Origin of the sequence: Novipirellula rosea (assembly GCF_039541335.1) — a bacterium.
GTDB classification, from domain to species: domain Bacteria; phylum Planctomycetota; class Planctomycetia; order Pirellulales; family Pirellulaceae; genus Novipirellula; species Novipirellula rosea.
This window is the reverse complement of record NZ_BAABGA010000006.1, coordinates 464,069-486,718: the sequence shown is the minus strand read 5'-3', so window position 1 is coordinate 486,718 and position 22,650 is coordinate 464,069. Positions and strand designations below refer to the sequence as shown.

General features: G+C 53.6%; 17 protein-coding genes and 1 tRNA gene. 9 read left to right on the top strand and 9 right to left on the bottom strand.

Annotated features, from left to right (window positions below; genetic code table 11):
- Nucleotides 1-62: 62 nt before the first annotated feature.
- Nucleotides 63-656 (bottom strand): D-sedoheptulose-7-phosphate isomerase, encoded by a 594-nt coding sequence (locus tag ABD971_RS02400; protein ID WP_345319033.1) that lies wholly within the window; start codon nucleotides 654-656, stop codon nucleotides 63-65.
- A gap of 474 nt (nucleotides 657-1,130) precedes the next feature.
- Between ABD971_RS02400 and ABD971_RS02395 the strand changes: the two genes are divergently transcribed.
- Nucleotides 1,131-1,526 (top strand): hypothetical protein, encoded by a 396-nt coding sequence (locus ABD971_RS02395; protein WP_339944178.1) that lies wholly within the window; start codon nucleotides 1,131-1,133, stop codon nucleotides 1,524-1,526.
- Between the two features lie 117 nt (nucleotides 1,527-1,643).
- Here the strand turns inward: ABD971_RS02395 and ABD971_RS02390 are convergent, their stop codons facing one another.
- Nucleotides 1,644-2,030, bottom strand: a complete 387-nt coding sequence (locus tag ABD971_RS02390; RefSeq protein ID WP_339944176.1) for a hypothetical protein — start codon at nucleotides 2,028-2,030, stop codon at nucleotides 1,644-1,646.
- Nucleotides 2,031-2,271: 241 nt separating this feature from the next.
- Nucleotides 2,272-4,638, bottom strand: coding sequence for a transglutaminase family protein (locus ABD971_RS02385; RefSeq protein ID WP_345319030.1), 2,367 nt, complete (start codon nucleotides 4,636-4,638; stop codon nucleotides 2,272-2,274).
- A gap of 285 nt (nucleotides 4,639-4,923) precedes the next feature.
- Here ABD971_RS02385 and ABD971_RS02380 point away from each other — a divergent pair, with 285 nt between their 5' ends.
- Complete coding sequence (locus ABD971_RS02380) at nucleotides 4,924-5,229, top strand: hypothetical protein (protein WP_345319028.1); 306 nt, start codon at nucleotides 4,924-4,926, stop codon at nucleotides 5,227-5,229.
- Nucleotides 5,230-5,363: 134 nt separating this feature from the next.
- Complete coding sequence (locus ABD971_RS02375; RefSeq protein WP_345319026.1) at nucleotides 5,364-5,981, top strand: thioredoxin family protein; 618 nt, start codon at nucleotides 5,364-5,366, stop codon at nucleotides 5,979-5,981.
- Nucleotides 5,982-6,385: 404 nt separating this feature from the next.
- Here the strand turns inward: ABD971_RS02375 and ABD971_RS02370 are convergent, their stop codons facing one another.
- Nucleotides 6,386-7,642 (bottom strand): outer membrane protein assembly factor BamB family protein, encoded by a 1,257-nt coding sequence (locus ABD971_RS02370; protein WP_345319024.1) that lies wholly within the window; start codon nucleotides 7,640-7,642, stop codon nucleotides 6,386-6,388.
- A 343-nt stretch (nucleotides 7,643-7,985) separates the two neighbouring features.
- Between ABD971_RS02370 and ABD971_RS02365 the strand changes: the two genes are divergently transcribed.
- Genes ABD971_RS02365 through ABD971_RS02355 form a run of 3 tightly spaced genes read left to right on the top strand, consistent with a single transcriptional unit; the run spans nucleotide 7,986 to nucleotide 10,871 of the window.
- Nucleotides 7,986-8,831, top strand: a complete 846-nt coding sequence (locus ABD971_RS02365) for a UDP-2,3-diacylglucosamine diphosphatase (protein ID WP_345319022.1) — start codon at nucleotides 7,986-7,988, stop codon at nucleotides 8,829-8,831.
- A gap of 40 nt (nucleotides 8,832-8,871) precedes the next feature.
- A complete protein-coding gene (locus tag ABD971_RS02360; protein WP_345319020.1) occupies nucleotides 8,872-10,107 on the top strand; it encodes a BtaA family protein in 1,236 nt (411 codons plus the stop codon).
- The gene (locus ABD971_RS02355) at nucleotides 10,104-10,871 is read left to right on the top strand and encodes a class I SAM-dependent methyltransferase (protein ID WP_345319018.1); all 768 of its coding nucleotides are present in this window, start codon (nucleotides 10,104-10,106) and stop codon (nucleotides 10,869-10,871) included. Before ABD971_RS02360 ends, ABD971_RS02355 begins: the two co-directional genes overlap by 4 nt.
- Nucleotides 10,872-10,973: 102 nt before the next feature.
- On the opposite strand, the gene ABD971_RS02350 is transcribed toward ABD971_RS02355, so the two are convergent.
- Together ABD971_RS02350 and ABD971_RS02345 are read right to left on the bottom strand one after the other, a co-directional pair.
- A complete protein-coding gene (locus ABD971_RS02350) occupies nucleotides 10,974-11,936 on the bottom strand; it encodes an SDR family NAD(P)-dependent oxidoreductase (protein ID WP_345319016.1) in 963 nt (320 codons plus the stop codon).
- A 328-nt stretch (nucleotides 11,937-12,264) separates the two neighbouring features.
- Nucleotides 12,265-15,030 carry a DEAD/DEAH box helicase gene (locus ABD971_RS02345; RefSeq protein WP_345319014.1) on the bottom strand — a complete coding sequence of 922 codons (2,766 nt, stop codon included), beginning with the start codon at nucleotides 15,028-15,030 and terminating at the stop codon, nucleotides 12,265-12,267.
- 174 nt (nucleotides 15,031-15,204) lie between these two features.
- On the opposite strand from ABD971_RS02345, the gene ABD971_RS02340 reads away from it, so the two are divergent.
- Both ABD971_RS02340 and ABD971_RS02335 read left to right on the top strand, forming a co-directional pair.
- Nucleotides 15,205-15,278, top strand: a tRNA-Arg gene (locus ABD971_RS02340).
- A gap of 1,006 nt (nucleotides 15,279-16,284) precedes the next feature.
- Nucleotides 16,285-17,502, top strand: a complete 1,218-nt coding sequence (locus tag ABD971_RS02335; protein ID WP_345319012.1) for a catalase family protein — start codon at nucleotides 16,285-16,287, stop codon at nucleotides 17,500-17,502.
- Between the two features lie 1,062 nt (nucleotides 17,503-18,564).
- Here the strand turns inward: ABD971_RS02335 and ABD971_RS02330 are convergent.
- Nucleotides 18,565-20,778 (bottom strand): S8 family peptidase, encoded by a 2,214-nt coding sequence (locus ABD971_RS02330; protein ID WP_345319010.1) that lies wholly within the window; start codon nucleotides 20,776-20,778, stop codon nucleotides 18,565-18,567.
- A gap of 152 nt (nucleotides 20,779-20,930) precedes the next feature.
- Here ABD971_RS02330 and ABD971_RS02325 point away from each other — a divergent pair, with 152 nt between their 5' ends.
- Nucleotides 20,931-21,071, top strand: coding sequence for a hypothetical protein (locus ABD971_RS02325; RefSeq protein ID WP_345319008.1), 141 nt, complete (start codon nucleotides 20,931-20,933; stop codon nucleotides 21,069-21,071).
- A gap of 111 nt (nucleotides 21,072-21,182) precedes the next feature.
- Here ABD971_RS02325 and ABD971_RS02320 read toward each other — a convergent pair whose 3' ends face one another.
- Together ABD971_RS02320 and ABD971_RS02315 are read right to left on the bottom strand one after the other, a co-directional pair.
- A complete protein-coding gene (locus ABD971_RS02320; protein ID WP_345319006.1) occupies nucleotides 21,183-22,181 on the bottom strand; it encodes an AAA family ATPase in 999 nt (332 codons plus the stop codon).
- Nucleotides 22,178-22,438, bottom strand: coding sequence for an HTH domain-containing protein (locus tag ABD971_RS02315; protein ID WP_345319004.1), 261 nt, complete (start codon nucleotides 22,436-22,438; stop codon nucleotides 22,178-22,180). The genes ABD971_RS02320 and ABD971_RS02315 overlap by 4 nt, the downstream gene beginning before the upstream one ends.
- Nucleotides 22,439-22,650: the final 212 nt, after the last annotated feature.

The following is a 22,650-nucleotide window of genomic DNA, read 5'->3' as shown; positions in this document are numbered from 1 at the left end:
GACTGGCCGTTTCTTGTCGCACGGCGCATCGCCGTGCGACTTTCTTGGAAGTCACAAAGTCGCTACAAGGACTTGCATAGGTTCCTGTGCATCAAGTTCTTGATCACGTTGTGAATGAAAACGACGTGCATGTCCTCGGCGACTTGCATGTCGTGGATCGGAATGTGCACGTTGATGTCGGCAAGTTCATGAATCTTGCCACCGTCAAAGCCGGTCAAGCAGATGACTTTGGCACCCTGGTCCTTCGCGAATTTCACTGCGCGAACGACGTTCTCTGAATTTCCGCTGCCGGAAATCGCTACCACTAAATCGCCTTCACAAACAATCGGACGCAGCTGCTCGAGGAACACATCCTCGTAGCAAACGTCATTGGCGTAAGCAGAAACGATCCCCATGTTGTCCGCCAGGGATATTCCTCGAAAACGCCGCCCCGATGCAAGGTATAGACTCTTGTTCCAATCGGTCACCGCGTGCTGCGCCGCTAACGCACTTCCGCCGTTGCCGAAGACAATCGTTTGGGCATCGTCCTTCCACGTCTGATCAATCAAATCGATTGCTGCTTGCCACTCCTCGAGATCACAACGATCTATCGTGTCTTTCAAAGCAGAGAAATACTCAGTCACTTGACTCAAGTCAGCCGCACTTGCATTCGCCATCTCAGATCACTCGAAACTTGGGAGAAGAATTTGATTTCGAACCTGACACCACTCTCATGGGGTCCTTTAGCTTAATCCATCCCCACTAGTGAGGCACGAAGAAGAACCGAGAATTTGTTCAGATCACACGGATTGTCCACGCGATGCCCTTCGCAAATTGTGGTCCACCAATCTCCTCGGAAAACCGAAGTTTGTTATTTTGCAATCCGACATCAGTGGACATATCAACAGCATGTCTTCAGATGCGATCGCTTCGCATCAAACGATTTCTGAACACGAAAACTGGACCCAGTCACTACAATCGTAATAGCAGAGGATCGTCTCTCGTTGATCTCGCTGCGGGCAAGCGGGAAATGCCGATGGTTGCGGTGCTTCACGGTCGATAACGACTGTCGTACCCGGTTCCATCACGCTGATCTCGCCGGCAGACGCACTGTCGTCATTCCGACTCCTCATAACATAGCTTTGATAGCAATGAACAAGTTCTATCTTGCCGTCTGTGTCTCCGCAGGATTCCTGCTTGGTGGGAATGCGTCCAACGTGAGCGCTCAGCAACCAGCCCACTATTATCCTGCACGGCCGACATTTAGTCCGTATTTGTTTTACCGACAATTCAATGGAACCGGACTTCCGAACTATTACACGTTCGTTCGACCTCGCGAAATCTATAACGACTACGTCTCGCGCACCCGACCCTCGTACTACGCGGAATCGCAGCGGCAAAGCTTGATTACGCAGCAACAGGTTTCCGATATCGTCGACAATCAAATTCGTGAACGATTGACCACTGGCGTGGGTGCCGCTTCGCAAGCTGCTACTTTCCAAAACACCTCGCACTACTATCCGCGACAACAAGGCCGCCGACGGTAGGCTAAAAACGAGGATAGAGCGTAGCGGAAGCCGTCAACGGCTTTCGTTGTATTGGCCGAACGGTCTGAAGCTCTCGCACGCGTTCTCGCGACGCAAAACTAAAGCTATAACGCGGCACTAAGGTGTGCTTTCGAGGGGCAATCGAACTCGGATTAAATCCCAGACGTGCGTGATCGGCTCCATCCCCAACCATTTGCTCAGCGCATAGTGGATGGCATATCCGATCGCAAGTACAAAACAGAGAGCGACAAAGGATCGCAACAGCGCCCGGCGACGTCGCTGCTGTTCCAAACGCACGAGCCCCTCGGTCGCTCGCACGACGACGCTTCGGCTGTTCGCAGGTTTTTCACTACGAAGATTCCTCGAGCCATCCTTTTCACTCGGCTTCTCTGCACGGGTGTTGCCCTTCGCCATATCCTCTACCAATTGATGGGTTGTCGCCAAACGCGACTCCGCTTCACTAACGAATGATGCGATATTCGGTTTTCGTTTCGTGGACTTCATGTCTTGCAACGGGGTACGGAGAGTCAGCACGGAATCAATACTGCGGGGATAGGGACACCTACACCCCCCCATCGCATTGTAACCTCACAGCACTTCCCCGGGACAGAGATTACTTGCCATTGCAGCGAAATCTCTGTAACCGCTGCGATAACCTCAAACCGCTGCGATAACGCCGTCTACTGCAACCTAACCGAACCTGATTCCTGGACACCGCCGCGTTTCGACGTTCCAAGCAACGGTCTCAGTTATCCTCACGATCAGGCTGCAGAGATGCTTTCAATTCGCGAATCGGAAGTCCATTGATCCCATTAGGTTCGCGGCGAAGCAGTTCGTCAAGATCCTCGCGTGCTCTTGCCGTGCGGCCCGAAATGGCCCGCAGTTGAGCTCGCATGAAACGATATCGATTCTCGTCCGGATGCAGCGTCACAAACATATCCGTTCGCCGCAGCATTGCATCAATGTCCTGATCGCGAGTCGCGATTCCAATTAAATTATTGAGCACGCGAGTCAAGATATCGAGGTCGCTCTGGGATTGAAGATCGGACTCGGCAATCGTTCGACCGGCGAACTGCTGGACCAACTCGGCGGTTGCTTCGTCGCTTAATTCCGCCCCCCGATCAAACACATCGATCAGTTGCTCTTCGCCCGATTCCATCACCTGTTTCACCACGAAGTGCCCCGGCAATCCGATCCCTTCGATTTGCAAACCAAGCCGTCGGCCGAGATCGATGTACAAAATTGCCAGCGTGATCGGTAATCCTTCGCGATCATCGATCACGCGATCCAAAAAACTATTGGCGGGGTGGTAATACTCGGCACGGCCGCCATGAAATCCATTCTCTTGGAACAGATACTTATCAAGGATTTGACGTTTCTGTCGCTCGTCATCTTTCGGTCCAAAGCCTTCGGCTACCTCTTGGGCCATTCTTTCGAGCTTCGTTTCGTAGGCCGCCAGATCGACTTGCGGATTTTCAATCGCCGAGATCAACAGCGCGCCTTTGACCAGTCGGCTCGTTGCACTTTCATCTGAATCGGACTCCTCGGCGAACAACTCACCGAGTTGATCGAGCAGCGGAGCACGCAGCACATCGCTGGCCAGATTCTTCATCTGCTTCGCCTCTTCCTCCAATTCAACCGCCCGTCGCATCAATTCCCGCGACACGACATCACCGCTTACGGATAACATGTCCACGTGAGATTGATCAATCTCGCCAGTCTTGATGTCTCCCTTGCCCAAACTCGCGATCCAGTCCAAGACGGCACCGTCCAGCGGTGGCGAAGCCAGATCGGGCCCGACACGAAAACGGCGAAACTCGGGGTTGGTGTCACGGAATTTAACGATTCCGACACGCCCCTTCGTCAATTGCATATCCGTCGATTCGACAACCAAATGTTCATTGACATAACACTTCATCCGATCTTTTTCGACGCGAACTCGCAAGTGATTCCATTGCTCGGGTAGGTAGTGTTTGCTCCGTACATCGCTGAGCACTTGCCAGGAGTAGACCGAGGGGCCTAAGAAACAGGTCAATCGCATTTTGCCGTTGCTCGGATAAAAACCATAGTGTCGATCTCCACCGTCGCTATGAAACGCAATCCCCGCTGCGCCGGATTCATCGTCCAGTCGCGTCCAAACGGAAATGTCAAAAGGGGGTTCGTTCTCCGTGGCGGTGGACAAACACAACGATCGACCGCCAAACCCTTTACCAGCGCCGCTTGCCGAGATCACGCCTCCGCGTTGCTGCCATGATCCGCCCAACACAATTTCCCAATCGTTTTCATCAAGCCCACTTAGTCGTACCCAGCGATCCATCGTGATTGGATTTGTTTTCTCACGCAGGGGAGTCAAATCATCAATTGGAATGGCAAAACCGAGATTGTCGTCGACCGCGGACTTCATGTTCACGATCCCGAGCACGTTGCCTTGATCGTCCACAACCGGCCCGCCGCTGTTTCCTGGCTGGACGGGCATCGCGAGTTGAATCATTTCCCGGCCGCTGATTTCGCGGACCGCCGAAACCATCCCTTGAACCACACTGTCTTGCAGCCCCAGCGGGTTACCAAATGCCAACACTCGTTTGCCTTGCGGCGGCAGTTCCCCCTCGGACAACGTCAGTGCCGACAAGTGGTCCTCGCCTACGTCGACACGAATGATCGCCAAGTCGTTGGCCGCGTCCGACGCCTCGATGGAAACGACTGGCAATTTGCGGCCGCTCGATGTCTCGACCGTAAACGGACGACCTTCGCCGATGACATGCATGTTGGTGGCAATCAAGCCGTCATCGTCAATTACAAATCCGGTTCCAATACCAAGTTGATCGCCGTCGCGTCCTTGCACACGAATGGTCACCAGCGACGGCCGCACGTCAGCAATCAATTGCTCGGTCGATACAACCGCTTCCTGATCCACCGCTTCCTGATCCACTGCTTCCTGATCCACTGCTTCCTGATCCACCGCTGCCTGATCCACCGCTTCCTGATCCACTGCTTCGCGAGCCTCGTCTGCCGACAGCATCGATCCGGTTCCGGCGACGCCAATCAGCCACAACATCAGCAGGGCACAGCAGACTCGATCCAAACAACCTAAACGGTGATGCCAAAATGTCATTGATACCCTTCGCAGTTCGTTTTAAGTACGCTTTGAGTTCTCGCCGTCTCACAGCGTTTTCTCTATTGTAAACGCAAGTTCCCTGAGTCACCGGCGATACCGAGATGATTCGGTGAATCCGTTTTTCAGCTCGCCACGATCCCGCCACATGCTAGAATCTCGGACACAGATCACTTGATCATAGGCCGCATGATAATAGGCCGCTAAATAGCCGCGTGGCGAATCAAACAAGTCTCGAAATGTCCCCCCGCCCTGTCTCGAAATGCCCCTCACGCCCCTAGAACCATGAACTCGGATCACCCCACCACACCCCGCTCGCTGCCGACCGCCGCCCAGGCAGACGTCCCCACCTTCGGGTGCGTCGTCTACGTCTCGACGCTTCCCGATGGACGTAAAAGGGGGCGAGTCGCGAACATCGAAGGCATCGAGCATACCGCGGGGACCGAACGCGAAGTATTGCAGCGAATCGTTCCCGACTTTAAGAAACGGGTCAGCGACTGCCTTGCCGCTGGCGATTCCATTCCTTGGATCGATCCCATCCTCGCGATCGATCCCAATGAGCAAAAACGATTTCTCCCCGTCCATCTGTAAGCGGTGGTACGGCATCGGTAAGCGTTTTCGCATGTTTCCCAGAACCGCCATCCCGCTTCGCAGCGTCTGCTTACTTTCAAGCCAACTTCCTCAGCCGAAAATCGATGATGTCACGCAATTACTTGAACTCGATAATGACGACCGCCATGCTAACCCTGGTGGTTTCCCCATGGTCGCTTGCACAAATTCATGCTGGCGAGTTTAACACCACCGTGAACATTGGTGACACCGCTCCGGACTGGAACGATTTGCCGGGGACCGATGACCAGCCGCATTCGCTTGACGATTTAAAGGACAAGAAAGTCGTCGTGGTCGCCTTTACATGCAGCAGTTGTCCGTATGCCGTCGACGCAGAGGATCGCTTGATTGCATTGCAAGAGAAATTTGCTGATGAAAATGTGGCAGTCATCGCGATCAACGTCAACAAAGTCGAAGAGGATCTGATGCCCGCGATGAAACAGCGGGCTGCAGAGAAAAAATTCAACTTTCCCTATCTGTTCGACGAATCCCAACAAATCGCCAAAGCATTCGGAGCCAAGTACACGCCTGAATTTTTTGTGCTCGATAAGAACCGCAAAATTGTTTACATGGGATCGCTGGACGACAGCCCTGATGGAAAAAACGTCAGCGAACCGCATGTGATTCGCGCTATCGAAGCCGCCCTCGCCGGCGAAAAACCTGCGGTTACGGAAACCGTCCCGATCGGGTGCCGCATTCGTTTTGAACGGAACCTTCGAAACCGATCACGGTAGCCGTCCGACGCTCAGCAGACGTCGTGATTCAAGATGCCGCGTCGCCATTGCGATCCCAAAGCGACGCGTAAGTTTTGATGTTTGCTGCTTTTGTGCCGGAGGCACTTTATGGGATAGCCTTGGACTTTAGTCCAAGGTTTCGGTTCTGAAATTGGCACCCCGTCGCGGAGCGACGTTCTGTGGCGGACGATCAAGTCACAAAACGTCCCGTTGGGACGCGATTGATATTGGCGAAAATCCCTCGGACTAAAGTCCGAGGTTATCGAAATATGTCGCTCCGCGACAGCAAAAAGCGCAACTTCAAAACGCGTTAGCGGGGGACCTTTTGGTAACTACAAGCTTGCCCACGACAGGAAAACGGAATCCCATAATGTTCGCGGAGCGAGCAACGACATTGGACCTGCTTACTTCACGATGCTGTAGAGTGCCGACTTGCTTCGCAAGATCATTTGGTCACCCACCACTGCGGGTGACGCCATAAACCCATCACCGAGCTCGGTCTCGGCCAGCATTTCATATTCGCGTCCTGCTTTGAGCGTCGTAATGGCCCCCTCGATGCTGAACAAATAGATCCGTCCGCTGGCATAAATCGGTGATGCCGCGTAGGAGCCGCCGGCCCGTTTTTGCCAGACGATCTTTCCATCTTCAAGCTCACGACAGGTCACAATCCCATCGTCGGTGATCATATAGACCAGGCCATCGACGACGATCGGTGACGATTTCTTTGCGACACTTTTGCTCGAAGTCCACACGACGTGACTCTTGGTCACGTTGCCCTTGCCATCAGGCCGCACGGCCACGATGCCGCCCATGCCGTTGGTGATCAACACCAAGCCATCGACGTAGATCGGTCGCGCCGATGCGTTCATGCCATCGTGATAAACCGTCCATAACGACTTGCCGGTTTGCGGGTCATACGCAATCGTCGCCACGGCACTGGGATAAACCAATTGCTCTTGGTTGCCGACGCGGATCACTTCAGCCGTTCCATACGCCTTCATGCGGTCGCCGACATCGGTGCCGTAATCAATCTCGCGTTTTGATTGCCACACGGTGTCACCCGTCTTTTTGTCAAAGGCGACAACAAATTGAACATCGACGCCATCAAACGCGACAAACAACTTGCCGTCATGCAAAATGGGCGACGAGGCTGGGCCGCGAAAATGGTCACACTTCAAATCACTTCGTCGCCATAACACCTTGGCGTCGGCGGTATCGATACAAACCGTGCCATAGCTGCCGAAGTGAGCGTACAAGCGTCCCGCTTCGATCACCGGCGTTGGCGACGCGTAGCTATTCATCGGATGGCAAAACTCGGGCGTTTCGTTTTCGATGATGGCCACATCATGCAGCACCTTTCCAGTCGCCCGGTCAACACAAACGACGGACATTTTTGTGCCATCTTCGCGCGCCGTGGTCAACCAAATCTGGTCCCCCCACACCACCGGCGATGACCACGCTTTGCCATGAATCGGTGTCTCCCACTGGACCACCGACGCATCGATCGCGATCGGCAAATCCGCAGCGTCCGCGCGACCGTCTCCCTCACCTCCCCGAAATTCAGGCCATGCGGGGACTTCTGCCACCGACGTTTTTGCCAAACCAAGGTAGGACAATGCAAAAACGGCAACAGCGATGTAACTCAAAATGCGAACGATCATGGATCAAACTTGCCTCCGTGTTGGAAGTCCAGCCTTTCTGGCTGCGACAGCACGCGACCGCGTGGAAATCCAACATGAACTTCAGAAACAGAAAAACAACGGAGCCCTAGTTTAGCGGAATGCGGCAACGCTGTCCGCTGGAAGGAAAAATGCCTGAAAAACCCGCTTCTTGCTCGGATCCGGAGCTGATTTTGAGATCCTAAAAACTTCTAGGAACCTGCGCTGGTGTTTCACCCAATCTAAACAAGCGTTCTCTAATATCTCGGGCAAGTGGAAATGGTGATGCCTTCTCACCAGAGAAAGCATGCACACGCAATGCTCCTCCGTAAAACAGGACAATGGCATGGACGTAGCCAATGCGACACCGGTGCGGACACTATTGGTCAGTGACGTACACCTAGGGTGCAAGCATTCGCAGTCTCGCAAATTCCTTACGTTCCTTCGTCAATTCAAGCCCGAGTCGCTGTACATCGTTGGCGATTTCATTGACACCTGGAAGATCAATACCGGTTGGTATTGGCCGCGTGATTGTGACGAGATCATTTCGCATCTGGTCACTTTGTCCCAACAGGGGACGAAGATTCACTACGTCCCCGGCAATCATGATTCGTTCTTGCGGAATCCGGCGCTGCGAGCGTTCTTGCCAATCGACCTGCCAAAATTCGAAGTTGGCAACGAATTTGTTTTTGAAACGCTCGGCGGTTGGCGATTCCTCGTCACTCATGGTGATTTGTTCGACGTGTTTGAAACACATGCCCAGTGGGCTTCGCGTGGCAGTTCGGTCTTTTACGACGCCTGCCTGAGTGCGAACTGGTGGTTCCACCGCATGCTGCTTGGCGAAGACCACAATCCCTACGGCATCTGTGCCATTTTGAAAGACCGCGTCAAACGATGTGTTCGTTTTATTAGCAGCTACGAAGCCAAGATCTTGCAACACGCTCGCGTGCGTGATTGCAACGGCGTGATCTGTGGCCACATCCACACCCCCGACATCGTGTCAAACGATTCAATGGTGTACTGCAACACCGGTGATTGGGTGGAAAACTGTACTGCTTTGGTCGAGTCCAATGATGGACGTATCCATCTGTTGCAACGCTACGGCGAAGACGTGCTGCTGGATTTACCCAACCGGAAACCGCCGCTGGAACCTTGTCTTGAAAATGAAATGGCGGAAGAGGTTGCCGCCTAGTTTCCGCTCATTGTGTGATCTCTAACTAAAAGAGTTTTTGATGGTTGCCCCGAAAGTATCTCAGTGGATTGGACAAAAATGCTTTTCCGCAGTTCATCAGCGAAACCTCGTCTACAACACGTGTTGGGAAGATCCCCGCATCGATCGCGAAGCGCTCAAGTTGACCTCGGACGACTCCGTGCTGGTGATCACCTCGGCCGGCTGCAACGCCTTGGACTATGCACTGCAGTCGCCGAGAAACATATTTGCCGTCGATATGAATCCGCTGCAAAACGCACTGCTGGAGCTCAAGATCGCTGCGATCAAAACGATCGATTTTGCTGACTTCTTTCAAGTTTTTGGACGCGGTCATCACAAAGATTGGAACGTCCTCTATCACGACGGCATTCGTCCTGAACTGGATCCTCAATACCACAGCACTTGGGATCGGCGAGCCGATTTCTTTACGGGAACATCGCGGCGAAGTAGTTTCTATTTCCGAGGCACCAGCGGGCTGTTTGCCTGGATGATTAACGGCTACTTGAATCGCTCTCCAGGCCTCCGCGATTCAATCGAAACTATCCTGGCGGCCGAATCGGTCGAACAACAACACGAAATCTATGACGAACACGAGATCAATCGACGATTGTGGAACAAACCGCTTCGCTGGATGCTGCGACGCGATACCACAATGGCAATGCTGGGGGTTCCTCGCAGTCAACGAAACCAGCTCGATCAAGATTTCCCAGGCGGGGTGAGCGGGTTCATTCAAGATCGCATTGAAACTGTATTTAAACGAATCCCGCTGCGAGACAACTATTTCTGGCGTGTCTATTTGACCGGGCAATACACGCCACAGTGTTGTCCAGAATACCTAAAACACGACAACTTTGAAAAACTAAAAAAAGGGTTGGTCGACCGCGTCCACACTCAAACCAACACCGTCGAAGGTTTCCTATCGAAACACGATCAACCGATTTCACGTTTCGTGCTGCTCGATCACATGGATTGGCTCTATTCGCGTTATCCCGAGCGATTGGCGAGTGAATGGCAAAGCATTGTTGATCGGGCGTCGGCAAGCAGCCGCGTGCTATGGCGAAGTGCGGCACTCGATGTCGATTTTGTCGATCCGCTACGCGTCACCGCCGCAGGGCAATCGGTCCAATTGGGTGAATTGCTGAACTATCAACACGACTTGGCCGGCGAGCTGCATGCCCGTGATCGTGTGCATACCTACGGCAGCTTTTACATCGCCGATCTTGCCGCCACGTCCAACGTCACAGGGGTTGCCGCATGAGCCAGACAATCCCAGCGGTTTCCACGCAACCGTCGCGTCGTGCCGATTTGCGAGTCCTTTGGCATTTGTTGTTTCACCGCGTGCGAGGCGAAACGCACGCCCAGCGACTTGAAAGCTTTTATGGCGGTCAAGCAACCGACTATGATTCGTTTCGCGAGCGGATGCTGCACGGCCGCCAAGAACTGATCTCGAGGATCGATTTTCCCCGCGACGGTGTTTGGTTGGATATCGGTGCGGGAACGGGTACTAACCTGTCTTTCGCCGGCCAAAATTCCAAAAACCTTCGCAGCATTCAGCTTGTCGATCTCGCCCCATCGCTGTTAAGCGTCGCGGACCGGCGGATTCGCGATCTTGGTTGCGAAAATGCCACGACACAGCTCGCCGACGCCACCACCTTCTCGCTGCCACCGGAGAGCGTGGATGTGATCACGCTGAGCTATTCACTGACGATGATCCCCGACTGGTTTCAAACGCTCGCGTTGGCCGAAGCGATGCTAAAACCCGGAGGGATGATTGCCGTGGTCGATTTTTATGTCTCACGAAAACATGCGGCCAAGAATCAACGGCAACATGGTTGGTTGCGACGTGCATTTTGGTCACACTGGTTCGCCGCCGACAATGTGTTTCTCAGCAGCGATCATCTCGCGATGCTCCACCGCCGTTTCATGGCCGACCGCTACGAAGAACGGCTTGGCAAAGTTCCCTATATGCCGCTGCTGCGGGCCCCGTATTATCTGTTTCTCGGCCGCAAACCAACCTCGTAGTACGAACCTTTCCCGTAGCGAAACTTGTCAAAAGTTTCGTCCGGTCCTCCTCCCCCGATTCCTCGAAAGTCTTGACGACTTCCGCTACAGTGACGATCGCATCTAGCGTTGTCCCCAATGGCGAACCTTCGGTAGATTGCGATACAGCAGCCATGTGTAGAAACGCCGAGGCAAGATACATCGCAACCATGCAAACGCCACCGCATCCAGACTGCCATAGACTCGCAGTGGGGGGGATTTCGAGCGTGCAATCCTGGCCACTTTTTTGGCCACCGAATCGGGAGTAGCAAGAGCTCGGTTCATCATCTTTGCGATGAATCTTTCCATGTGATAGTAGTGTTCGTGATACGGGTCACTGCAATCACTCAATGCCTTCGCACTCATTACCGTGTAGGGAACTTTCGCGAACGCATCGGATCGCATGAATCTCGGTTGCACCAGAGTCACGGACACATTCCAGGGTTTCAATTCGTAGTAGAGTGCCTCACTGGCACCCTCCAAAGCAAATTTAGATGCCGAATAGACCGACATCGTGGGCATCGCCATCATCCCACCCACTGACGAAATGTTGATGATCTTCCCCGACCGTCTAGCTCGCATCCCCGGCAGCACACAGCGTATCAGCTCCAGCGGCGAACGAAAGTTGATGTTCATCTGATGCAATCGCTCCGGCTCGGTCACATGTTCAACGCAAGAGCGATAAGCGACGCCGGCATTGTTGATCAGGATATCGACTCCGCCGAGTTTGCCGTCGATCTCGCTGACCAAATCGCACCGCTGGTTTGCATCAGTCACATCCAACGAGCGTATCCAAAGCGTCTCGCTCGCATCAATTCCTTGCTCTTCAAACCGAGCCAACGAGGACTCGCGTGAGGTCAGGATGATGTGATATTGCTGCTGCGTTTGCTCGGCAATCAATCGCCGCGCCAACGCTAGCCCCAAACCCACCGATGCTCCTGTGACCAGCACAACGCGGCGACGCTGCAATCGACGTGCGAGAGGATAGCCGGCCGCTTCGGCGTTGGCGCGAGCCCGCTTTAGCAACATCGCATCAGGCTTGTGCATCCATTGATTCCCAGCGGCGTTGGTCTATGCCATCTGCTTTGGATGCCAACCGTTTAACCTTAAAAGCACAACGCTGTGAAACATTTGAAAGGGGGGAAATTACGACACTTCCGTTTCGTAGCGTTACCCAAAGCAATTCGACCCAACGCATCTCCTATGCCAACCGATCCAACCGAGCGGGCTCAGGGAAAATAGGCTGAGGTTATTGCGTTAAAACACGATCAAAACGCGTCTTCATGAGCGAATCGGTGCAATGAAGTCCCACGCAACATCTGCACAGAAAGCGGGCGTACCGATGTCTTGTTGCCTCAATGACTAGCACCTCGCGTTAGGCTTCCAGCAGTCTCGCCAACGTCACCGCCAAGCCTCGCAACGCATCGTTGTCCGGCAGACTGATCGTCAATTGCGGACGACCTTGGCTGTCGGTTTCGACACATTCACTCAGTCGCTCGGTCAACCGATCGACCGTTTCGCTTGATGGAGGGGTGTCCCCCGGCTTGTTGATCAATTCCCCGGCCAACGCAAGTGCGGCTCCGACAAGTTGGCCGCTCGCAGCCGAAACTTTTTCGCGTCGCTGACGCAACGCTTCGGTTTCCGCCTCGACCCGTCGCTGTTGGCTCTGGTCCACCGGCGCGGTCAGCGTGGGCCCGATGATTTGCTCAAGCCGTCGTTTCAACTCCTCCATACCACTGAATAATTCGACCGACTCGACATCACTCTGCATATCGAGCGACGCATTGGCCAAGTCCTGCTTGGATGCCAACGTGTCCAACAACTTCTCTTCGATCGTCCCCGTGGTCACCAGTTTATACACATGCACAGGATTCTTTTGCCCCATGCGGTGAGCTCGCGCAATCCGCTGCTCCAACACCGCTGGGTTCCACGGCAGATCGACGTTGATCACCGTGTTGGCACTCTGCAAGTTCAACCCCGTTGAACCGGCGTTGGTCATCAGAATCATCCGGCACTCGGGGTCGTTTTGAAATTGAGCCACAATTGCAGCCCGCTTCTTCTGAGGCACTTTGCCATCGAGCCGTACAAAGTCGCACCCGATTTGGTCCAGCCGCCGCTCGACGCGATCGAGCATCCGTCGCCATTCGCTGAACATTACAATTTTGCGAGTGGGATCGGCAATCAACCCTTCAAGCAACTCGCCGAGTCGTTCTAGCTTGCTGCTGTATTCCTGTTCCTGTTGATCGATCAGGTACGTACTGTCGGCGACCATCCGGGCCATTGCCAATGCGCGACGCAGACGCAACATGTCGATTTCGGTTAGAAATTTCTTCGCGGTGATTTGGGCAACCACCTTCATGTTGCTGTCGTGAATTTCCAGTTGTTCCGCCGTCGGTTCAATTCGCACGATTTCATCGGTCCGCTCGGGCAACTGCTTTGCGACTTCGGCCCGTGTTCGCCGCAGCAGGATGGGCTGCATCGTTTCGCGAAGCTGATCCAGTCGTTGGTACCCGAGCGTTTTCCCCTTCTCGTCTACGACCCGATGACGATGAAAGAATTGATAGGCAGGTCCAAGACGCTGTTCGTCCACAAATCTCGCGACCGTAAACAACTCGCCAAGATTGTTTTCAAGGGGAGTGCCCGAAAGCACCAATCGATAAGGACTTTGCAGCGTACGAATCATGTTGCTGGTTTTGGACTCCCAGTTTTTGATTCGCTGGCCTTCGTCCAAAATGATCAAGTCCCACGGGGTGGATTCCATCGCCGTGAGATCTCGCAACACCTGTTCGTAGTTGCAAATGGTAAAGAAGGCGTCGCTACGATATTGTTCCGCTCGCTCGGCACCGGTTCCCAGCACAATTTGCACGCTGCGGCCGCTAAACCGCTCGATCTCGCTTCGCCATTGACTCTTCAGCGACGCCGGACAAATCACCAACACACGTTTGATATCGGCCAACTGAGCGAGCAATTCCGCGGTTCCGATCCCTTGAATCGTCTTGCCCAACCCCATGTCGTCGGCCAGGATCGCACGTCCGGCGCCCACGGCGAACGCGATCCCATCGAGTTGGTAAGGCAACAGTTTGGCGTCCAGCAGTTCAGTTCGCAGCGAATGTTTGGCGGGATTGCGGCGAATCTCATCACATTGCGATTGCAGATGCTTTTGCACCAATGCACGCTGAAGGTAATCCTCGGCATCGGGGTAAAGATGAACGGGGTGACCAGCGTGTTCGAGCGCCTCGATCCGCCGCATCACCTCTTGCCCATCACGCAAGGACTGCTCACCCGCTTGATCCACGATTTCTTCGACTGTTGGATCGAGCTTCGACGGCAAATTAAATCGCAAACCAAAATCGTCGCCGTAGTGCAATCGCAAAGACAAGTTGTTGCGTTGGTAAGGTGTCGCTAACTCCGACTTTTTGAACCGCCGTGAAATTTTTTCCAGCACATGAAAGACGTGCTTACAGGTTCCAAGTGAGTTCGAGCGAAAGTCGGGACAAGAGCAATACGATTGACCCGGCTCGATCCCCCGCAGAGCGACACGATAGGACTTGCCCGATGACTTGCTGGTGACCACATAGTCGGTCCAAGGTTTTGACGAATCGGTGGTGCGGACCATCATCGGTTCTTCGGCCGCCCGCTGCCGACGTTCGGCCAGGGCACGTTCTCGCAATTCATCATGTGTCAGATTTTCGAGCGGCACCGATTCATCCGGTGGTGCTGCCAGACCAAGGACACTTTTGGCTTCCAACAGATGCGACAAAGCCGCGGCCAGATGAACGCACGCGGTTTCGCACTGATCGCAATTGGTCTGCAACTGTTTCGAGCGAGCCGATTGCAAGGTCAACGTCGCGATTGCACGACCACCTGGGACGTCGGAATCATGGAATCGGACGCGGTACAGGTCGCCGCCCAAGAAGACATCTTCTTCGGAATCGATTTCGAAGGCCCGGTTGCTTTGGCGGAGCAGTTCGGGGCCTTGTTCACCGAGCAATTGACAGGCTTGATAGTAGGTCAGCGAGGCAAGCCGCTGATGAAAGAGGTTTCCTTTGGCTTTTTTGCGATTCGCAGGCTTACATTTTGCGTCCGAACGGCTGGATTTGGACTTTGATTTCGTTCGAGTGGACTTGGATTGGGTTGCCATAATCCAGCCGTCTCCTTGCCGATGGATACCATGAAAATTGATTTGCATCTAATAGAATGGCGTCAAAGTGAACCAGCAAGCAACGGCGGGGGTCATGGTAAGATAGGTAACCCAAAAAACCTGCTAGAGGACACTTGGACAAAGCGGCAAGGGAAGCTAAACTCTAAGAATCACGCATCCGTAGCTCAACTGGATAGAGCATCGGTCTTCGGAACCGAGGGTTGGGGGTTCGAATCCCTCCGGGTGTACTCAAACCCGTTTTCGACGCGATCCACCGCGTCGGAAGCGGGTTTTTTCGTGCTTTTGCGGCATTTTCGCCGATGCAAGGGACGTCTCACCTGCGCGAGCGGCTTTCTTTCGGCTCGCAGCGTTGCGGCAATTGGCGGATGAGTCCGGGTGCAAGACGCCCGATCGACGACGATCCCGCCCGCACCGCCGTGCAAGCTGCCACGTCGCCATTGACCGTCCGATGATAAAGTGTCGTCGATGGGCGCAGACGCACAAAATTGTGCCTATTTTTGCTCGACATCCGCCAAGGCGACTCGCAGTCGGCAATGACTTCGGTTGCGGAAACCTCGAAGCCATTCCGAGCGTCCCATCGGCCGCTCACGCTAGTCTCGCATGCCCCCAAAAGATGCTCTGTCCCCGGTGGCTGAAAAGATGCTCTGTCCCCGGTGGCTGTGGCTCCCGTTGGCTCCGCCGATGGCTGCCCCCAAGGCCTGACCCTGGTGATGCCTCCGCCCCAAGGTCGCTGCAACCCTTGGAGAATCCCAATGGGGGAGACAACGAGAACGGTTGGCGTCCCCTTGGTTTCCCGCAGAAGCATTTTGGCGTTCGATAAATAGATTGACGACACTGAGGTCCGATAGCCAAACGCATTCGAAACAACTGAGGATGGCAAAAACATCCTGGTTTGAATTTCGTTGCCGTTGGCTTCCTAACAGGTTCCTATACGTGTCCGTAGCTGCGTCGAGCACTCTTACTTAAATTTATCGACGCGACTCACGTATACTTTTTTTGATAACCACCTCTCATATGACGCCTTCGCCGAAATCAATTCGCCTCCCCAAAGGATTTTTGCAAACACCCTGGACTTGGTGAGGCGAACTTTTATCTCAATAAATTAGGGGAAAAGACTTCTGCATCAACACGATTCAAATTGCCCAGTTGACGGCACGGGGAGTTCCGCCGAACCAAGCATTTCTGTTTCACCGAAAGATTGTTCGTACCTTCTTTACTCTCTGGCTTTTTTGAATGGAACTGCAAATGTTTGTGCGAATACTAGTCGTCAGCATTTTTGTAGGGAGCACCTGGGCCTCATCAGATGAGCCTCTAGTTGGACTCGCTCATTTAACAGAGGCTCGTGTCGAAGCAACTGACTTCGAGAAGATTGCCCCAAGCGAACAGGAAATGATCCAAGCGATTGTTAAGGCAACCGGCGTCCAGATGGCTACTCGCTATAAGGGCGGCGAAACGGTACGGCGAAACCAACATGCAAAGAGTCACGGATGCGTCGCCGGAAAATTCACAATCCGTGAAGATATTGACGCAAAATACCAAGTCGGATTATTTAGCAGCGTGAGAAGCTACGATGCGATTGTTCGCTTCTCCAACGCGGATTCGCGCGACCGCGACGATTCGCCGGAGCTCGCTCCTGGCGTCCGTATGCACGGAAGTCGTGGGATGGCAATTAAGGTGCTAGGTATATCTGGGGAGTCCTTACTTCCGCAGCACGGCGCTTTGACACAGGATTTCGTTATGATCAATTCGCCAGTTTTTGTTTTCGCCAATGTAGAGGACTATGCACTGGCTAGCCGATTGATCGCTGAACACGGGGATGATAAGGGGGGTACTGAATTCTTCAGAAGGCGTCAAATGCCAGGAACTACAGCAGAGCAAAAGACCAGAGCCGCAGAGACCGGAAGAATCGCAGCCCAAATACGATCCACTGGCACACCTGCCCCATTTCAAACTCCGCCGACCACTCCTTTAGAGAATTCATACTTTGGCGCGGCTCCCTTTTTGTTCGGCACTGATCAGGTAATGCGTTTTCGTGTCGTGCCAATCGACGAAAACGCGGAGGGCAAACAGCCACTGATCGAAGAGTCTAACTACCTTCGTGAGGGACTCGCCAACCGGCTAAGCTCAGGTGAACCAGTCCGCTTCGTTTTCGAAGCTCAAATTCGCTCGAAAGCACAAATCACTGACATCATCACACAAATCGAAAATGCAAGTCTTGAATGGCAGGACAATCCAGAAGAATATCCCTGGACCGCATTGGCAGACTTAGTAATCAGCTCCTCTGAACCGCTAGATGAAGCGGTGTGTGAGTCGCTTGTGTTCACGCCTTGGCATTGTCTAAAAGAGCATCAACCTCTCGGCTCCATCAATCGGCTGCGAAAAGCAGTCTATTTAGAATCTGCAATGATTCGCAATATGCCGAAGGAACCAGCTTCTTTGCCCGACCGTTAGTCTCCCATCGAAGCAGAGCTCCGATTTGCCTGGGCTGGTTGCACTGTTCGGCTTAGAGGGCTATCTGACGTTTGTACACGGCGGTAAAGCGTCGGCGAACGGCTTTTCCGACGACTTCAGGATCTTTTTGCAATTCTTTTCTGGCCATGTCGGTCATGGGATATCTACGTGTCCTCAACTATTAAAACAACTCGCTAGCTGTCTCACGTATGTTGGCACAGAGGGCAGACCCACACGCTCGCCAACAAATCAGCTTGCCGCGATTCGTCCATACGCCTCATTAACTCCAATGTTTTCGCCTGTAGATAGTAAAGGATTGGCCCTGATTGCCGCCCCCATGGCCTCACGAAACATTCTTTTTCGCGATCGGACAAAGCGGGCGTTTGCATGCTAGCGTCCCTCCGGTTTTTCTCGTGCTTTTGCGGCATTTTCGCTGATCCAAGGGACGTCTCACCTGCGCGAGCGGCTTTCTTTCGGCTCACAGCGTCGTGGCAATCGGCGGGCAATTACGGGTGTAAAACGCCCGATCGACGACGATCCCGCCCGCACCGCCGTGCAAGCTGCCCCGTCGCCATTGACCGTCCCACGACAAAGAGTCGTCGATGGGTACAGGCGCACAGCACCGGCCGATTTTCGCTCGACATCCAGCAAGGCAACTCGTAGTCGCTGATGACTTCAGTCATGGCGACCTCGAAGTCATTCCGAGCGTCCAACCAGCCTGCTCACGCTAGTCTTGCATGCCCCCAAAAGATGCTCTGTCCCCGGTGGGCGCCGTCCCGGATGGCCCGATGACCAATGCTATTGCGATAGGATCCTAGTAGTTTCGGATCGCATGCATGACCTTGTTTTGTGAGCGACTCCAGGCAGGATTTCGTCAGCGGTGTTTCCACCCCAACCCAACTCGACTAGAAGGCAGAACCGATCTGTCGCGGATGGCCGATTCAATGATTTAAATAATCAGCTAAATCGATCGAGAATCTTGGAATCTGGATTTGATGCCCGAAGTGCCTTCTTCATCACGTCAATAGCGGCGGAAAGTCCTGACTTGCTAATAGATCCGGGTTAGACTTCCGCTTCTGCCTCAGCTTCCACAACGGACTGCAGATCGAGGACAGCGGTGCGAAGTGGTTCGTAGATCGCGATCTCTTGGCCGACGATCTCGAACGTAACGGCAATAGCATAGGTCGCAGTTTCGTCTGGGTCACGACTCCACCCCTGATGGCCGCGAACTGCAATACTTAGGTTTTCTGGTAATGCGTTTGACTTGACGGTAGCCCAATCTTTTTGCAGGGTTCCCGCATCACGTTTGACGCCTGTCAAACCATGTTGCGTCATAGGATGCACAACCCAGGGCAACTCCCGACTACAATCACGATCCGAGTCGTCTTCGGTGTCGAGCGCCCGATGCAAGAACGCATCTGCCGACTCGCCGGTTTTGCTGGAAATCCAATCCATCCAGACCGCAAGGTATCCTCGCGAGGACCGCCGCGTTCGCCGAGGCGTCGCCGAATAGGAAAGCGTGACGTCAATCCGGATGTCGTAGTCGGTTCCTGGTCGTCGCAGTTCCGGCGGAATTGGAATCTGATAGACGTGGCACTGTTTTGCTCCAATGAATTGGTCTGCCAACGTTGTCAAAGTCGCACGGCTCTGCGAATTCTGGGTTGCTCGCGAAAGGTTCGGTATTCCATATCCGAGACGTCGGATGACGTTGACCTGTCCTGACTTTGGTAGGGGATCAGCCCAAGCGGGCCACTTCGCAGACTGAACAATCAACGCTCGATAAAGCAAGCAAGACGCGTTAGGCATCAACTTAGCTAACTCGGCTGCAATACGGGCCACCTTCGGTGCAGTAAAAGAGGTTCCGACTTCATCTTGACCGACGGCCGGCTGTCCGTGCATCGTTGAACTGAGTAGAACGGGATAAGCCGATGCACCCACCGTGGGAAAATTGACTCTTGGCGGTGTTGAACCGTCGACCAGATAATCGCCACCGTATTCCACGACTTCGGGCTTGATCGTTCCCCAAATTCCGTGTCCGCTTCGGCTGAAGGCGGATGGCTCACTGGCCTGCGACGCAAGACTTTGCCATCCGCCGGCAACGACCGATTCGTAGGCCACCGAGCCAACCGACAATGCTTGGAGGCTCTGCGCGGGATTAGCGATTCTTGCGATGGGTTGCGAAAGATATTCGGGATAGGTCCGTCCAGCGGCAAGGTGTTCTTCAATACCGATGTTCGGGCTGGGGTGCGAATAACGGATGTTTCCAACACTCTGCACGACAAGAATGTCGCGATCGTGGCAAAGCTGGTCAATCTCGGTTGCCCAGGCGGACATGTGTCGGGTACGACACGCCAGGACCGAATTGATTGAGTGATTGAAAATCCTCGTGGGGGTCTTTCCTCGATTAAAGCGAGTCACTACATCACGAATTACCGCCGCCGGCAACATGCTGATTGGCATTCGACAGTGTTTGTTGAGCACGCGGGCATTTTGAATCCAGTATGTCAAATCAATCACGCCGGATCGTGGCACGGTTTCTCCGTAGAGTACTGCCCCGGCGACTCGCGTGCCGTGTCCACTCGGTTTCACGTAGTCGGCAACATCGGTCGCGCTCACCCCGTCGATAAAACAATGAGAGTCGCCCTTCCGGATCGCTGGTTCAAGGTAAAGATGCGATTCTTGGATCCCACTATCGATAACACACACGATGGGTGCGTTATCGGGTGGCGGATTGACGGTCAACGCGGCAGCTAACGACTGCAGATCGCGAGCCGTCTGTTGGGGTGTCTCAATGTCATCTGGCTCAGCAACTTCCCACACCCATGCGTAGTTCAGCACGAAGTCTCGGAGTCCGCGCCCATTGATTCGGATTCGCAGCGTAAAACTATCAGGCAATTCAACAGCTTTGAAATCTGCGTTGTCCCAATTTTTGAGAATTTCGACGTTGTATGGCGAGAGCATAGACTCGACGTCATCCAAACGAGAGTCTTTCAGTGCTTCCCATTTTTCATACGCGTCCATCCTCTCATTGTTCCAGTCGCTCTCTTTCCTTGCCCAAGTTTCTGGCTTCCATCTCCGATCGCGTTTGGGACGCTTACGAATCTGCCATTCACCGACACAGGCGATGCTGATATCGACGATCAGTTCTTGATCATCTTGGATCGAGGACCATTCGCTAAGAAGTTGTTCGGTGAGTATTCGCTTCAGTCGCTCTTCATGGCTTTCGTCATTGACGAGTTCGTGAATTTGAGCAATCGACCCCGAGCCGGTTGCCAACTCGAACTCATCAAGTTTTTTCTGAACAAGACGAAGGTCCAGATCCTTTGAGACGACAATTACAAACCCATCGTCTTGCTCTGAGATGATCTCGAAACTGAACTGTCGTCGTAGCGTATCGACATCGAATAACGTGTCGATACGAAGCAGAAGTGGAATTCCCTCTTCCGGCTCTGGAAGTCCTAGGACTGCTCGTTGTTGCTGACTTTGTTGCCAGCGTTTTGCAATCGCGACAGTTGACGCACGAAGGCGACTGGCATGGCCAACTCGGTTGGCCCGATTCGCAGCAGTAATCGGGTCAGGTTCAATGGCTCGTGGTATTCGAGGGCGTGAATCTCCAGAACCGGTCAGCACCAACGGGAGATTGTCAAATGGTCTTTCCGATGGTGGCATCCTTGAACCTGCTATCGCTGTTGGGCAGCTCTCTTATTCTCGTCAATGGCAGCGAGCAAAATATGTGTGTCGACGATTTTGACTCCGCTCAAGACTGCCGCTTTCGCAGCATCTCTAGCTGACTTGACGACCATTGCGGCGGAAGAGCCGTCAAGGTTCGTAGCCGCCTTTTGCCATGACAGTTTAGCATCACACTTGACCGCCGAAAGTGTCGAGCGAAGCAACTCATCAATTTCGTTCTGACCAGGAAGCGGAATTTGAAAGACATCGTCGAACCGCCTAAACAAGGCCTCGTCCAAAGAATCTTCCAGATTCGTTGTTGCGACCAATAATCCAGGAGCGTCGTATTCTTCCATCAGTTGCAATAGTGAATTGACGATTCGCGACGCTTCGCCAATGTCCCGTGTATCAGCTCGAGATTTTGCGATGAAGTCACATTCATCCAGTAGCAACACGCAAGGCCGCTCCTTGGCGGAATTAAAAACTGCTCGAAGGTTACTGGCTGATTCCCCAAAGTACGATGAAAGCAATGCGTCAAAGCGAACTTTCAGCAGCGGTAGTCCTGTGTTCCAGGCGAGCCGCTTTGCGCCTAGGGACTTGCCGCAACCGGGAGGGCCGTACAACAGAATGGTCTTTCGGTTTTCCAAACCATAAGCTCCCAATCGCTCGCGAGCCGCGTACTCCTGTTCGATTCGCGAAAAACGTTTCTCGATGTCGTGCGGAAGCACCATGTGGTGCTCCAGCTCTCCACGAGGCACGAGCGTCGCTAGTAGTTCCTGGTGGCGTCGGCTTACCGGAAGCTGTGTCAGTCTGCGGGGCGTGTTGACACCGCCGCTTACCGGTTCCGTTTGCGGACGAGGACGGCTCATGATGCCTTCGAGCTGGTTAGCTAAGCGACTATGCCCACTTTCACGTTCTCGGTCGATTACCTTCAACGCGAGTTGTTCTAGGTCATCTTGCGAGCCGTCTGCGATTGCTCGCATGATCCGTTTTAGTAATTCGGCATTCATGACTTCCCTGCCTTTTCGAACGTCGACGATTGTTTCACGCTGTTTGACAACAGCTTATACCGCCACTGGTTTTCAAGTTTTTCAGCTTTGATAATGTTGCCCTGATTTCTCAATGCCTCGATGCATCGTGAAACAGTCGCGGTCGACACACCTATTTCATCGGCAATCTGAGGCGTCGAATGCTGTCCACCAGCGATCAATTGCAAAATAGCGTCCAGACGCTGTTGGATTTCGATCGCTCGCTTGTAGTGGGTCATCGCTGCGCACCAATTCTCGGGAAGTCTGTCAGCTAATGATAGACTAGAGTGGCCACAAAAGCTATTGGTCGTCGGCCGTTGATTGATCACTTGCTGACCTTACCGAGGTCACACACTTCACTCCAAATCACCCGCTGCCCGTCAAAGCGCGATCTCGCTGCAAGTGGGACTGATGAACTTTTCGTGGGGAGAGAGATGCGGCATTTGTTTTC

Excerpts from the sequence above, each read along its gene's own strand:
- ABD971_RS02375 (WP_345319026.1), top strand. The coding sequence starts at position 5,364 with ATGACGACCGCCATGCTAACCCTGGTGGTTTCCCCATGGTCGCTTGCA.
- ABD971_RS02365 (WP_345319022.1), top strand. The coding sequence starts at position 7,986 with ATGGACGTAGCCAATGCGACACCGGTGCGGACACTATTGGTCAGTGAC.
- ABD971_RS02390 (WP_339944176.1), bottom strand. The coding sequence starts at position 2,030 with ATGAAGTCCACGAAACGAAAACCGAATATCGCATCATTCGTTAGTGAA.
- ABD971_RS02385 (WP_345319030.1), bottom strand. The coding sequence starts at position 4,638 with ATGACATTTTGGCATCACCGTTTAGGTTGTTTGGATCGAGTCTGCTGT.
- ABD971_RS02345 (WP_345319014.1), bottom strand. The coding sequence starts at position 15,030 with ATGGCAACCCAATCCAAGTCCACTCGAACGAAATCAAAGTCCAAATCC.
- ABD971_RS02335 (WP_345319012.1), top strand. The coding sequence starts at position 16,285 with ATGGAACTGCAAATGTTTGTGCGAATACTAGTCGTCAGCATTTTTGTA.
- ABD971_RS02380 (WP_345319028.1), top strand. The coding sequence starts at position 4,924 with ATGAACTCGGATCACCCCACCACACCCCGCTCGCTGCCGACCGCCGCC.
- ABD971_RS02350 (WP_345319016.1), bottom strand. The coding sequence starts at position 11,936 with ATGCACAAGCCTGATGCGATGTTGCTAAAGCGGGCTCGCGCCAACGCC.
- ABD971_RS02400 (WP_345319033.1), bottom strand. The coding sequence starts at position 656 with ATGGCGAATGCAAGTGCGGCTGACTTGAGTCAAGTGACTGAGTATTTC.
- ABD971_RS02320 (WP_345319006.1), bottom strand. The coding sequence starts at position 22,181 with ATGAATGCCGAATTACTAAAACGGATCATGCGAGCAATCGCAGACGGC.
- ABD971_RS02360 (WP_345319020.1), top strand. The coding sequence starts at position 8,872 with ATGGTTGCCCCGAAAGTATCTCAGTGGATTGGACAAAAATGCTTTTCC.
- ABD971_RS02370 (WP_345319024.1), bottom strand. The coding sequence starts at position 7,642 with ATGATCGTTCGCATTTTGAGTTACATCGCTGTTGCCGTTTTTGCATTG.
- ABD971_RS02355 (WP_345319018.1), top strand. The coding sequence starts at position 10,104 with ATGAGCCAGACAATCCCAGCGGTTTCCACGCAACCGTCGCGTCGTGCC.
- ABD971_RS02315 (WP_345319004.1), bottom strand. The coding sequence starts at position 22,438 with ATGACCCACTACAAGCGAGCGATCGAAATCCAACAGCGTCTGGACGCT.
- ABD971_RS02395 (WP_339944178.1), top strand. The coding sequence starts at position 1,131 with ATGAACAAGTTCTATCTTGCCGTCTGTGTCTCCGCAGGATTCCTGCTT.